At 72.0% G+C, this 12,722-nt stretch carries 10 protein-coding genes; 8 read left to right on the forward strand and 2 right to left on the reverse strand.

Going from position 1 to position 12,722, the window contains the following annotated elements:
- The first annotated feature begins 205 nt into the window (after positions 1 to 205).
- Complete coding sequence (locus H8838_RS08870; protein ID WP_181310742.1) at positions 206 to 3,013, forward strand: aconitate hydratase; 2,808 nt, start codon at positions 206 to 208, stop codon at positions 3,011 to 3,013.
- A gap of 88 nt (positions 3,014 to 3,101) precedes the next feature.
- Here H8838_RS08870 and H8838_RS08875 read toward each other — a convergent pair whose 3' ends face one another.
- Positions 3,102 to 4,367, reverse strand: coding sequence for an FAD/NAD(P)-binding protein (locus tag H8838_RS08875; RefSeq protein WP_185994835.1), 1,266 nt, complete (start codon positions 4,365 to 4,367; stop codon positions 3,102 to 3,104).
- Positions 4,368 to 4,453: 86 nt separating this feature from the next.
- On the opposite strand from H8838_RS08875, the gene H8838_RS08880 reads away from it, so the two are divergent.
- From H8838_RS08880 to H8838_RS08905, 6 genes are all read left to right on the forward strand, one after another.
- A complete protein-coding gene (locus tag H8838_RS08880; protein WP_185994834.1) occupies positions 4,454 to 5,170 on the forward strand; it encodes a hypothetical protein in 717 nt (238 codons plus the stop codon).
- A 165-nt stretch (positions 5,171 to 5,335) separates the two neighbouring features.
- Positions 5,336 to 5,659: a thiamine-binding protein gene (locus tag H8838_RS08885; RefSeq protein WP_181310744.1), complete on the forward strand. Its 324-nt coding sequence runs from the start codon at positions 5,336 to 5,338 to the stop codon at positions 5,657 to 5,659.
- Between the two features lie 78 nt (positions 5,660 to 5,737).
- Entirely contained in the window at positions 5,738 to 6,142 is a 405-nt protein-coding gene (locus tag H8838_RS08890; RefSeq protein ID WP_185994833.1) for a YjbQ family protein, read from the forward strand.
- Between the two features lie 56 nt (positions 6,143 to 6,198).
- On the forward strand, positions 6,199 to 6,570 hold the full coding sequence (locus tag H8838_RS08895; RefSeq protein WP_185994832.1) for a hypothetical protein: 372 nt from the start codon (positions 6,199 to 6,201) through the stop codon (positions 6,568 to 6,570).
- An 11-nt stretch (positions 6,571 to 6,581) separates the two neighbouring features.
- The gene (locus H8838_RS08900) at positions 6,582 to 7,040 is read left to right on the forward strand and encodes an NUDIX domain-containing protein (RefSeq protein WP_185994831.1); all 459 of its coding nucleotides are present in this window, start codon (positions 6,582 to 6,584) and stop codon (positions 7,038 to 7,040) included.
- Positions 7,037 to 7,978 carry an SMP-30/gluconolactonase/LRE family protein gene (locus H8838_RS08905; protein WP_185994830.1) on the forward strand — a complete coding sequence of 314 codons (942 nt, stop codon included), beginning with the start codon at positions 7,037 to 7,039 and terminating at the stop codon, positions 7,976 to 7,978. The genes H8838_RS08900 and H8838_RS08905 overlap by 4 nt, the downstream gene beginning before the upstream one ends.
- 54 nt (positions 7,979 to 8,032) lie before the next feature.
- Here H8838_RS08905 and H8838_RS08910 read toward each other — a convergent pair whose 3' ends face one another.
- Positions 8,033 to 11,812 carry an Ig-like domain-containing protein gene (locus tag H8838_RS08910; RefSeq protein ID WP_185994829.1) on the reverse strand — a complete coding sequence of 1,260 codons (3,780 nt, stop codon included), beginning with the start codon at positions 11,810 to 11,812 and terminating at the stop codon, positions 8,033 to 8,035.
- Positions 11,813 to 11,989: 177 nt separating this feature from the next.
- Here H8838_RS08910 and H8838_RS08915 point away from each other — a divergent pair, with 177 nt between their 5' ends.
- Positions 11,990 to 12,637: a 4a-hydroxytetrahydrobiopterin dehydratase gene (locus H8838_RS08915; RefSeq protein WP_185994828.1), complete on the forward strand. Its 648-nt coding sequence runs from the start codon at positions 11,990 to 11,992 to the stop codon at positions 12,635 to 12,637.
- Positions 12,638 to 12,722: the final 85 nt, after the last annotated feature.

Consider the following 12,722-nt stretch of genomic DNA (forward strand, 5'->3'; position numbering starts at 1 on the left):
GGCTGAGTGCAGGAAGGGGCCCCCGCTCGTGGCGGGGGCCCCTTCTCGCTCGAAAAGTCACTGGATGTCGTGTATCTTGATGTCGAGACATATTCGAACTGCTTCCACCGCGTCTGGTTAGGTCAGCCTTGCTTCCCCTCATCGGGAGAGCGGCGGCAAGATGGGACGCTGTGACAACCTCAATTCCCGGTAGGAGATGCGACTGATGGTCAGTCAGGACAGCTTCGGTGCCAAGGGCACCCTGGACGTGGACGGCAAGTCCTACGAGATCTTCCGACTCGGCGCGGTCGAGGGCGAGGGGCTCGACGTCGACTCGCTTCCGTTCAGCCTCAAGGTGCTGCTGGAGAACCTCCTGCGCACCGAGGACGGTGCCGACATCACCGCCGACGACATCAAGGCCCTCGCGGGCTGGGACGCCGACGCCCACCCGGACAAGGAGATCCAGTTCACGCCCGCCCGCGTGATCATGCAGGACTTCACCGGCGTGCCGTGCGTGGTCGACCTGGCGACGATGCGCGAGGCGATGGCTGAGCTGGGCGGCGACGCCTCCAAGATCAACCCGCTCGCGCCCGCCGAGATGGTCATCGACCACTCGGTGATCGCCGACGTCTTCGGCACCCCCGAGGCGTTCGAGCGGAACGTCGAGATCGAGTACGAGCGCAACCGCGAGCGCTACCAGTTCCTGCGGTGGGGCCAGGGCGCCTTCGACGACTTCAAGGTCGTCCCGCCGGGCACCGGCATCGTGCACCAGGTCAACATCGAGCACCTCGCGCGCACCGTCTTCACCCGTGAGGTCGACGGCGTGCTCCAGGCCTACCCCGACACCTGCGTCGGCACCGACTCCCACACCACGATGGTCAACGGCATCGGCGTGGTCGGCTGGGGCGTCGGCGGCATCGAGGCCGAGGCGGCGATGCTGGGCCAGCCGGTCTCCATGCTCATCCCGCGCGTGGTCGGCTTCAAGCTCTCCGGCGACCTGCCGGAGGGCTCGACGGCCACCGACCTGGTGCTGACCATCACCGAGATGCTGCGCAAGCACGGCGTGGTCGGCAAGTTCGTCGAGTTCTACGGCCCCGGCGTCTCCGCGCTGCCGCTGGCCAACCGCGCCACGATCGGCAACATGAGCCCCGAGTTCGGCTCGACCATCGCGGTCTTCCCGATCGACGAGGAGACGGTCAAGTACCTCAAGCTGACCGGCCGTTCCGACGAGCAGCTCGCGCTGGTCGAGGCCTACGCCAAGGAGCAGGGCCTCTGGCACGACCCGTCGGCCGAGCCGCGCTACTCCGAGCGGCTCGAGCTGGACCTGGCCACGGTCGTCCCGTCGATCGCCGGCCCCAAGCGCCCGCAGGACCGGATCCAGGTCACCGACGCCAAGGAGTCCTTCCGCGGCGCCCTGGCCGACTACGTCGACGAGGGCGCACAGAAGACCGACGGGTACGACGAGGAGGTCGAGGAGTCCTTCCCGGCCTCCGACCCGCCCACCCACAACGGGAACGGCTCGCCGGCGCCGACCGACCACCTCTCGGCAGCCCCGAAGGACGGCGGACGGCCCAGCAGCCCGGTCGAGGTCACCCTCGAGGACGGCACGAAGTTCACGCTCGACCACGGTGCCGTGGCCATCGCGGCCATCACCTCGTGCACCAACACCTCCAACCCGTCGGTGATGATCGGGGCGGCGCTGCTGGCGAAGAAGGCGGTCGAGAAGGGCCTGCAGCGCAAGCCGTGGGTCAAGACCACGCTCGCGCCCGGCTCCAAGGTGGTCTCGGACTACTACGAGAAGTCCGGCCTCACGCCGTACCTCGACAAGCTCGGCTTCAACCTGGTCGGCTACGGCTGCACCACCTGCATCGGCAACTCGGGCCCGCTGATCCCCGAGGTCTCCGCCGCGGTCAACGAGAAGGACCTCTCGGTCGTCTCGGTGCTCTCGGGCAACCGGAACTTCGAGGGCCGGATCAACCCGGACGTGAAGATGAACTACCTCGCCTCCCCGCCGCTGGTCGTCGCCTACGCGCTGGCCGGCTCGATGGACGTGGACCTGTTCAACGACCCGCTGGGCCAGGACACCGAGGGCAACGACGTCTTCCTCAAGGACATCTGGCCCTCGCCGTCCGAGGTCGAGGAGACGATCGCCCAGGCGGTGACCTCCGAGATGTTCGGTGACTCCTACGCCGACGTCTTCGCCGGCGACGAGCAGTGGCGCTCGCTGCCCACCCCGGAGGGCGACACCTTCGCGTGGGACCCCGAGTCCACCTACGTGCGCCGTCCTCCGTACTTCGACGGGATGCCCGCCGAGCCGGAGCAGGTCACCGACATCGAGGGTGCCCGGGTGCTGCTCAAGCTCGGCGACTCCGTCACCACCGACCACATCAGCCCTGCCGGTGCGATCAAGAAGGACTCCCCGGCCGGCCGGTACCTGGCCGAGCACGGCGTGGAGCAGCGGGACTTCAACTCCTACGGCTCGCGCCGCGGCAACCACGAGGTGATGATCCGCGGCACCTTCGCCAACATCCGGCTGCGCAACCAGCTGGCTCCCGGCACCGAGGGCGGCGTGACGCGTGACTTCACCCGCGACGGTGAGGTGACCTCGGTCTACGAGGCCTCGGAGAACTACATCGCCGCGGGCACCCCGCTGGTCGTCCTGGCCGGCAAGGAGTACGGCTCCGGCTCGTCGCGCGACTGGGCTGCGAAGGGCACCTCGCTGCTCGGCGTCAAGGCCGTCATCGCGGAGTCCTACGAGCGGATCCACCGGTCGAACCTGATCGGCATGGGCGTCATCCCGCTCCAGTTCCCCGAGGGCGAGACCGCTGAGTCGCTGGGCCTGACCGGCGAGGAGACCTTCTCCATCACCGGCATCACCGCGCTCAACGACGGCACCACGCCGCGCACGGTCACGGTCAAGGCCGACGACAAGGAGTTCGAGGCGGTCGTCCGCATCGACACCCCCGGTGAGGCGAACTACTACCGCAACGGCGGCATCATGCAGTACGTGCTGCGCAACCTGCTGCGCGGCTGACCAGCCGACGCACAGACGCCGACGAGGCCGGTCCGGGAGCTCCCGGACCGGCCTCGTCGCATGCTGGGAGGGAGTGCTCGCCGTACGCTCAGCGCAGCAGGGGAGCCCGCTCGTCGGCCGCCTCCTCCGCGGCTGGGGCGAGTGCCCGGGCCAGCAGCACCGCCTGGGCGCGCAGGTCGGGGATGGCGCCGACCTCCCACTCCAGTCCCTTGCGGGCGGCACCGAGCCAGAACAGCTCGTCCAGCACGTGGCCGTGCTGGTCGACCGGATGGCCGGGAGCGACGAGGTCGGCACCCAGTCCGAGCCGGTGCGGCCGGAGCAGCCCGCGTTCCAGCATCGCGTCGACCAGGGGGTTCCACCCGGACGTCGGGACCGGACGCGGTCCGGTGCAGCTGACCACCAGGTCGAACTCGGCGGGATCGACCTGGTCGAGGGTGCGCACCACCAGGATCCCGGCTGCCTGGAGCCGCTCGACGTGGTGGGCCGCCGCGGGCGACATCCGGTGCCGGCGCCGGTCCCAGGCGTGGGCGTAGGTGGTGGCGAACCGAGCCTGGTCGCCCGGCGCGAGACCGGTCCACAGCTGGTTCGCGAACCCCCGCACCGCGTCCACGGCGTCCCGCCAGTCGGAGCCGTCGGTCGGCTCGACCACGTGGGCGCTGGGCAGGGCCCCGCGTCGGGAGGCGGCGACGATCTCGGCCCGGGGGAGCAGGTGCTCGAGCTCGATCGCGAGGTCGACCATCGTCAGCCCGGTGCCCAGCAGCAGCACCCGACGTACGCCCGCCAGGTCCTGGCGCCACTCCTGGGCCCAGGGGTCGGCCACGAACCGGGGCCCCTGCGCCAGGCGCGGGTGTGCGTGTGGAGGCGGGTTGCCCAGCGCCAGCACCACCCGGTCGGCGGCCAGGGAGTGACCGGAGCCGAGGTCGAGCGCCCATCTGCGCCCGTCCTGTCGCAGGTCGACGGCCTCGTCGCGCAACCGGCGCAGGGAAGACCCGGCAGGAACCTCGACCTCGTCGAGCAGGGCGGCGAGGTAGTCGCCGTAGACCTTGCGGGCCGGGAAGGACCGGGCGCCCAGGTCGAGGCCTCGCGCGGCGCACCAGCGGATCAGGTGTCCCGGGTCGCCGTCGACTGCACTGAGCCGCTCAGCGAAGTTGTTCACCGTGTGCCGCGGGTACGCGCTGCGGTAGGCGAGCCCCGGTCCGACCTGCTGGTCGCGCTCGACGAGGTGCACGTCGACCGGAGCCTGCGCGGTGGTCGCGCGGAGCAGGTGGAGCACGGCGATCACGGCGGCGGCCCCTCCGCCGACGACCACCACCTGGAGCGGCTGCGGTCGGGTTGCTGTGCGTACGAGGGTCATGCGGCGCTCCCAGACAGATCAGTGATGTTAGCCAATCAAGTTACTATACATTGAGGGAGGTCGGGGTCATCGCTACCGTGGCGTCCATGTCGCGCGACGGGGGAGCGAGGACCAACGTGCGTGGTCTGCAGTTCGACCCCTCGGCGCTCGTCGACGGCAACCTGACCCCTGACATCCTCTGGGGCAGGGACTGCTTGGCCTTCAACATCCAGGCCGATCTCTGCGACCAGGCGGTCGCGGCGATCGGTCGGATCCAGCGGGCCTTCGACGCGCGGATGCCGCACCAGCACGTCATCCCGGAGCATGCGCTCCACCTCTCGGTGTTGAACCTGGTCCACGTGCGCGGCCCCCATCCTCCCCGGAGGAAGGCGGCGCTCTGGGCGGAGAAGGAGTCGACGTGGCTCCCGGCCATCGACGCGGAGGCGGCAGTCACGCCTCCCTTCGAGCTTGTCCTGGAACGGATCGTGCCTTCTCCGTCCGGGCTCCTGGTCGCTGCCGTCGACAGTGCCGAGCTCGTGGACCTGCGCCGCCGACTGGCGGTGGCCCTCGGCCTGGAGGTGCGACCACTGCCGGAGCTGTGCCACGTGACCGTCGTGCGGTACGGGACCGATCTCCCGTCACAGCGAGACGTGCACGCGTTCGCGGAGCAGGAGCGCCTCAGGGTGGCCATCCGGGTCGCACGCCTCCGGACCGTCCGCGAGGTCGTCTATCCGTCACTGCGGCGCGAGACGATCCGCTGTCACAGGCTGGGCGGGTCGGTCGACGACCGCTCGTCGGGGCAGGCCGACACGGAAGGTGTCTGAGGTCATCTCCTCGACCTGCTCGGGAGTCATCGCCGCGAGCGCGCTGCTGTGCGACTGCCGCCTCGCTGGATCGGTCGATCGGCTCATCGCTACCGTGGCGTCCATGTCTCTTCCCACGCACCGCGCCCTCACCCGAGTCCTGTCCGAGATCGCGGGTGGTCGCTGATGCTGGTGGCGTTCTCCGTCGCGCCGAGCGGCACCGGACGTGACGACGGGTCGGTCTCCGAGGCGGTCGCCGCGGCGGTCCGAGTCGTCCGGGAGTCCGGCCTGCCGAACCGGACCGACGCGATGTTCACCACGATCGAGGGTCCGGACTGGGACACCGTGATGGACGTGGTGAAGCGGGCCACCGAGGCCGTCGCCCCCTTCGGGTCCCGGGTCTCCCTCGTGCTCAAGGCCGACATCCGGCCGGGCTACGAGGGTGAGCTCGACGGGAAGGTGGAGCGGGTCGAGGCCGGCCTGCGGCGAGCCGAGGGCGCGCCGGACTGACGACCTGCCCGTCCGTCCGCCCCGCCGTGCGGCCGTGCGTGGGGTGCTCCGGTGGGCGCGGCTGTCAGGCTGGGTCGCATGGAGACGATCACCAAGGCCTACCGCACCGGGGGTGCGGACACCGTGCTCGACCTGACCGCCGACTGCGCCGACTTCGTCCGTCCGCTGGGTGACGGGCTGCTGCACGTCTTCGTCCCGCACGCCACGGCCGGGCTCGCGATCCTGGAGACCGGCAGCGGCTCGGACGACGACCTGCTCGCGGCCCTGGGCGACCTGCTGCCCGCCGACGACCGCTGGCGGCACCGGCACGGCTCGCCGGGCCACGGCCGCTCGCACGTGATGCCCGCCTTCGTCCCGCCGTACGCGAGCGTGCCGGTCGACGACGGTGTCCTCGGGCTGGGTACCTGGCAGAGCATCTGCCTGGTCGACCTCAACGTGGACAACCACGAGCGGTTCGTCCGGATGGACTTCCTGCCGGGGTGATGCCAGAGACCCGACGGCCGTTCGCATCGAACACCTGTTCGACGTAGCATCGGAGGGTGCCTACCTACGTCGCCCCGCCCGGCTGGCCCCGCGAGGTCCGTCCGCCGGACGCGCCGGACTGGGAGCGGACCGCGATCAACTGGCTCTTCGACATCAGCCCGCCGGAGTACCGCGCGCACATGGTGCTGCGACGGCACGTGGTGGTGCTGGCGCGGTTCGCCGTGCTCCAGGTGGAGGCCCAGCAAGCGGCCTGCCGGCGTGGGCTCAGCGAGGCCCGGGCAGAGCTGCGGGACGTGGCGGACCTGGACACGGTCGAGGCGGCGGTGCAGACCTGGCAGGCCGAGGAGGCGCGGCTCCTGGCGCTGCGCCGGGCGGTGGGGCTGGTGGAGGAGGCGCTGCGCGGCCGTCGCTTCGTGGCCCGGCTGTAGCCTCCCGGCCCATGAGCGACTCCGGACTGCCGAGGAACCCGCCGACCCGGTTCGGCTCCGTGATCGTGGTCGACCGGGTGGGTCGGCTCCTGCTCCAGGAGCGCGACGAGCACGCCCGGATCGACCCGGAGCGGTGGGGGCTCTGCGGCGGACACCTGGAGCCGGGGGAGGAGCCGCTGCCGGGCGCGCTGCGCGAGCTGGAGGAGGAGGCCGGGCTGGTGCCCGACCCGGGCCTGGTCCGGCACGTGGGGACGTTCGAGGTCTTCCACCAGGTCAACGACGGCCTGGACCGGATGGACGTGTTCGCGGTGCCGATGAGCATCACCGACGCGGACGTCGTCTGCCGGGAGGGTCGGCGCATCGTCTTCGTCCCGCCGTCCGAGGCGCTGGCGCTGCCCCTCACGGTCGGGGCGGCCCAGGTGCTGCCGCTCTTCCTCGACTCGCCGCTCTACGCCACGATGACCCCATGACCGACGCCTCCCGCTCCCTCACCGTCCATCCCGTCCCCGGCGAGGGCGCCGAGGACGTCGTCGTCGCCCGGGACGGAACCGTGCTGACCGGGACCGCGGACGGGTCCATCTGGCGGCTGCGTCCCGACGGGTCCCGGATCGACCTGGTCGCCCGGACAGGCGGCCGGCCGCTGGGCCTGGAGCTCTTCGACGACGGCGACCTGCTGGTCTGCGACGCCCGGCGGGGCCTCCTGCTGGTGGGTCCGGGCGGTGGGATCGAGGAGCTGGTCACCGAGGTGGACGGTCAGCCCATGCGGTTCTGCAACAACGCCGCGATCGCGGCCGACGGCACCGTCTGGTTCAGCGACTCCTCCCGGCTCTACGGGGTCGACCGGTGGAAGGACGACTTCGTCCAGGACACCCGCACCGGACGGCTGCTGCGCCGCGACGTGGACGGCACGGTCACGGTCGCCCTCGACGGGCTGGCCTTCGCCAACGGGGTGGCGCTCTCGCGGGGCGAGGAGTTCGTCGCGGTGGCCGAGACCGGGGGACGCACGGTGGTACGGCTCTGGCTCACCGGCGACCGGGCGGGTCGGCGGGACCTGCTCTGCGACGACCTGCCGGGCTACCCGGACAACATCTCCCGCGGCAGCGACGGCCTCATCTGGGTCACCCTGGCCAGCCCGCGCGACCCCATGGTCGAGTCGCTGAAGCGGGCGCCGATGGCGCTGCGCAAGGCGGTCACCCGGATTCCCGAGCGGCTCCAGCCCATGCCGCAGCGCACGATCCGGGTGCGGGCCTACGACGACGACGGGCGGCTGGTGCACGACCTCGACGTGGACCACCCCGGCTACCACATGGTGACCGGGGTCCGCGAGCACGGTGGGCAGGTGTGGATGGGGAGCCTGCACGAGCCGGCCGTGGCCGTCCTCGACCTCTCCTCCTGGTCCGGGACGTGACGAGGGGCGGAGACCTCGGTCTCCGCCCCTCCTCACGGCCTCACGGCCATCGGCTCAGCGCAGCGTCACCACCTTGACCTTCGCCTTGCTGGGCGCGTAGTTCGCGGTCGGGGAGTACGACGCGCGGATGCGCACCTTCTTGCCCTTCGCCGGAGCGCGGACCACGACCTTGGCCTCGCCGGTCGCGGAGACCGGGACCGTCTTGGTCAGGGTGCGGCCACCGCCACGGACCCGCACCTCGGCGGTGCCCGTGGAGGCCTCGCCCGGGACGGTGCCGGCGACCCGGACCTTCACGGTGAGCTTCTTGCCCTTCCGCACCTTGCCGGGAGCCGAGACCTCGGTCGAGGTCGCCCGCGGGCTGACCCGGTAGGAGACCCGAGCGACCGTCGAGCCGGCGGTGTCGGCGCTGCCGAGGTACTGCGCGGTGAGGGTGTAGGTCCCGACCCCGAGCGTGGCCGGCAGGGTGTGCGAGGCGACGCCGCCCTGCCCGACGGGCAGCGTGACCACGTCGGTCCCGACGCCCAGCTCGACCTCGCCACCGGCCGCCCCGCCGACGGTGACCGAGACGGTCGCGGGAGCGCCGTACTCGGTGGCCGGGGCGCTCAGGGCCACGGCGAGCGTCGGAGTGTTGCGCGCCAGCGTGAGCACGACGGCAGCCGACTGCGAGCCCTGGGTGGTGGCCGAGGGCAGGAACCGCGCCGAGAGGCGGTGCTCCCCGGCGCCGAAGCCCGGCAGAGCCAGGCGAGCCACGCCGTCCGTGGTCGTCGCCGTGCCCAGCACCGTGTCACCGTCGAGGAACTCCACGGGGCCCGCGGCGTCGCCGCCGTCGACCTTCGCCTCGAGCGTCACCGGCTCCCGCAGGCCCGGCGCCGCCGGGGAGAGCGAGAGGGCGGTGGTGCTGGCGTCCAGCACCTGGGTGGCACCGGTGGCCACCCGGCCGGTCGCGGCACCGGTGGCGGTGAGGGCGAGCTCACCGCGCGACGCCGTCTGGGGCACGGCGAGCAGCGCCACGGCACGACCCGAGGCGTCGGCCTCGGCGGTCACCGCGTCGGTGCCGGGAGCGGTGAAGGTCACCGTCTCGCCGCGGCGGAAACCGGCGGCTGCCATCACCGACTCGCTGCCCGGCGCCACCACGCCGGGTGCCTCCACCTCTCCACCGGCCAGGACCGTGGCCAGCTCGGCGCAGGCTGCGCCGGGCGTGCCGAACGACGCGGAGGGTGCCGGCGCGACCTGGTCCGCTGCTGGCGCAAGGATGCCGTCGTCCTCGGCGACCTGGGTGAAGGCGATGGCCTGCTTGCCCATCACTGCCCCGGAGGTGTTGATCACGCTCGCCTTGACCGAGGTGCTCACCGAGGAGCTGGGGGCGGTGTCGCCCTGCAGCGGCACGGTGACCGGCTTGCAGGTCTCCCCGGGGGCGAAGGTGACCTTCTCCATCGCGATCCCGGCGCGGCTGGTGGTGCTGCCGAGCAGGGAGACGTAGCCCGTGACCGACGTCTTGGCCGGGGAGCTCAGGTGCGCGGCGAACTCGACCGTGCTGGGGGCGTCGCCCTCCATGTGGTGCGGCGCGTAGAGGTCGAGCACGGGCCAGGTGCGCACCCGGGGGGTGCCCACGCTCGAGGTCTCGAACGCGAGGTCGGAGAGGTAGGCCCCGCCGACCGGCGCGTCCTCGGCCGGGGTGAACCGCACCTCGCGCAGGTCGGTGACGGACAGGCCCGCGTCCGCGAGCGTGTCGAGGTCGACGTTGACCTGCTGGAGCACCACCTTCTTCAGCGTCGACGTCGCGGCGCTGGAGGTGGAAGTGGGCAGCCGGGTCAGCGCGTACGGGTTGAGCTCGGAGACGGGCTCGCTCCAGGTGGCGCCGGTGCCGTCCACGACGGTCAGGACGAGGTCGGTGCCGACCTCGACGCTCTCCGACGCAGCCACCTTGACCGAGAGGCGCTCGTGCCGCGAGGCGTCGCGCAGGGCCGGCGGCACGGAGACCCGCACCTCGTCGCCCGCGGTCCACTCCATCCGGGTGACCGGGGTGGCGGGGACGTTGCCGCCGTTGGACGCGGGGGTCCAGTGCGGGGCCTGGGCGCTGCCCAGGGTGGTGGCGCACGGAGCCAGGTCCTGGGCCGTGGTCCGGCCGCTGAGGCTGGCGCACGGGGTCAGCGAGACCGAGCCGAACCGCCGCACCAGCGGGGAGGCGGACTCGAACGTGGCGATGGTGGAGCGGGCGCTGGCCGGGGCGGTGGCCACGGTGCGGACATCGGCGCCGTCCAGGGAGGCCGGCACCTGTCCCGAGCCGTCGAACATCGGCAGGAAGCGCCTCTCCCCGCCCATGGTCAGGCGGAACCACGCCGACATGTACGCCGAGCCCTGCTCGTACTGCTCCGCGGGGGAGAGACGCAGCGACGTCTCGGCCACCGACGGGTCGGTGCCGCAGGTCGGCTCTACGCGGCGGGCCGCGGTGCCCCAGTCGTCGGAGACGCTGTAGGCGTAGAGGCCGGGGGTCCACACGGTGTTGTAGAAGTTGTGGTTGGCACCCATCACCCAGACGCCGCTGCGCAGCACGTCGTCGTCGAAGGCGTAGCGGCTGTCGTCCAGCATGTGCTGGCCCTGCTGGTTGGACACGTCGCCGTCGCAGTAGGGGAGGATCACCTGCATCGGCACGTCCGGGACGGTCATCCGCCCGAAGTCGACGGGTGCCAGGGGCAGGATCGACTTGATCGCCCACGGATCTGCGAGCCCCTGGTTGAGGACAGCCGCGGAGGTCACGCCCTCGCCGCCACGCGAATGGCCCATCAGGCCGATCGAGTCCAGGTCGAAGCGACCGACGAAGTCGGCGGGCGTGACCCGGTCCAGCGCCGGAGCGCCGGTGACGAAGCCCTCGGCACGCACTGCGTAGGAGGCCGTCCCGTCGCGCAGCGCCTGCGCGAGGTCGACGTCGCGCTCGGTCCAGGCGTCGCGGTAGACGACCTGCTGGCCCTTGTTGGCCCGGTCGAGCATCTCGAGCGTGTCGAGGATGAGCTGGCCACGGGCCTGGGCGCCCTGGTCGGCGGCCAGCTGGTTGTCGTTGGAGTTGATCGCGTTGGCCGAGATGGAGACCACGGAGTAGCCGTGGCTGGCCAGGATCCGGGCCGTCCCGTCGTACCCGGCGTAGCTGGGGATCGACTTGCGGGCCTCCTGGGTCGGGTCCGTGCTCGGGCTCACCGCGCAGGGCCACCGGTCCGGGTTGCTGGGCCCGGTGCCGTAGCAGGAGGTGTGCCGCCCGTGGAGCAGGATCACCGTCGGCCGCTCGCCGCCGGTGCTGGGGAGGTAGACCTTGCCCTCGAGCTCTCCGCGCACCCCCCCGATGGCGGCCAGGTCGATGGCCTGGTCGCCGAACTTGTAAATGGACTCGGTCCACTCGTAGTCGCCCTCGGCCAGCGGGTCCGCAGGCAGGGGCGGCGCTGCGGAGGCGGCGGCAGGGACCTCGACCGTCTGCACGCCGCGGGCGTCGGCCGGGGTCGACTCACTGGTCCAGCCGGCGTCGACCTCCTTGGCCTCGAGCACCGCGGGGTCGGTGGTGAACGCCGTCAGGGAGAGGCCGTCAGCAGACTCGGTGGCGATGCCCACGCTGCTGCCGTCCACCTCGACGGTGGGGGCGTCGGAGCGCACCGGCAGCGGCTCGTCGAGCTCGACGCTGACTAGGTAGCCGCCAGGGGCCTGGGTCACCGACCAGCCGTCGCCGCTGGCTACCTCTGCGGGGTCAGGGGCGGCCGAGGCCACCCCTGAGAAGACGGGGAGCAGGGCGCCCGCCAAGGCCATGGCGGCGAGGCCGGTCACCACGCCGCGGGGATTTCGTCGTGTCACGTGCACTCCTGTGGATCGATCGCTTCCGTCTGCCTGGCCCGAGCGGCGGAGGGAGCGGGGAGGGGGGAGGTGCGAACGTACGAATCCGATGTGACGCGAGTGTTTCGTCAACCGGCCCTCCTGGTTAACGTCGGACCAGCGTGCGAGCCGAGCCCGCTCGAAGCAGCAGGAGGAGAGATGAGCGAGATCCTGACCCCGGCCCAGGTCGGCGCCGCTGGCCTGGCCGACTGGCGACAGCTGTTCCACGCGCTGCAGACCCGGTACGCCACCGGCGACTTCGCGACCGGCCTGGCGTTGCTGACCGAGATCGGCCGGGCCGCGGAGGAGGCCGACCACCATCCCGACCTCGACCTGCGCTACGGGCACCTCAACGTCCGGCTGTACAGCCACGACGCGGGGGGCGTGACCCGTCGCGACCTCCGGCTGGCCCAGCGGATCAGCGAGCTGGCCGCCGCCCGCGGCGTGGTGGCCGTCCCGCAGCTGCTCTCCGCGGCCGAGGTGGCGCTCGACACGCCCGACCGCACACGGGTCGAGCCCTTCTGGCGAGCGGTCCTGGCGGAGCCGCAGCCGCACGAGGGCGAGGTCCGCGACGACTCCGGTGACCTCCCGCGGCTGTGGTTCCAGGCCAGCGGCGACGAGGAGCCCCGGCAGCGGTTCCACCTCGACGTGATGGTCCCCTCCGACCAGGCCCGGGCCCGGATCGAGGCCGCCCTGGCGGCGGGGGGCGTGCTGGTCGACGACGAGATGGCTCCGACCTTCACGGTGCTGGCCGACCCGGACGGAAACCGGGTGTGCGTGTGCACCATGGAGGGTCGCGACGGCTGACGGCCTCGCTGGGGCCGTCCCCTAGACTCGATCCTCGGACCGGTGGTCTCCACGCACACCGACCCGGACCACCGCAGCACCCCCG

This window comes from Nocardioides campestrisoli (assembly GCF_013624435.2).
Lineage (GTDB): Bacteria > Actinomycetota > Actinomycetes > Propionibacteriales > Nocardioidaceae > Nocardioides > Nocardioides campestrisoli.

What these genes read in the sequence shown, in the direction of transcription:
- H8838_RS08870 (WP_181310742.1), top strand. Translation starts at nt 206, where the DNA reads ATGGTCAGTCAGGACAGCTTCGGTGCCAAGGGCACCCTGGACGTGGAC.
- H8838_RS08875 (WP_185994835.1), bottom strand. Translation starts at nt 4,367, where the DNA reads ATGACCCTCGTACGCACAGCAACCCGACCGCAGCCGCTCCAGGTGGTG.
- H8838_RS08880 (WP_185994834.1), top strand. Translation starts at nt 4,454, where the DNA reads ATGTCGCGCGACGGGGGAGCGAGGACCAACGTGCGTGGTCTGCAGTTC.
- H8838_RS08885 (WP_181310744.1), top strand. Translation starts at nt 5,336, where the DNA reads ATGCTGGTGGCGTTCTCCGTCGCGCCGAGCGGCACCGGACGTGACGAC.
- H8838_RS08890 (WP_185994833.1), top strand. Translation starts at nt 5,738, where the DNA reads ATGGAGACGATCACCAAGGCCTACCGCACCGGGGGTGCGGACACCGTG.
- H8838_RS08900 (WP_185994831.1), top strand. Translation starts at nt 6,582, where the DNA reads ATGAGCGACTCCGGACTGCCGAGGAACCCGCCGACCCGGTTCGGCTCC.
- H8838_RS08905 (WP_185994830.1), top strand. Translation starts at nt 7,037, where the DNA reads ATGACCGACGCCTCCCGCTCCCTCACCGTCCATCCCGTCCCCGGCGAG.
- H8838_RS08915 (WP_185994828.1), top strand. Translation starts at nt 11,990, where the DNA reads ATGAGCGAGATCCTGACCCCGGCCCAGGTCGGCGCCGCTGGCCTGGCC.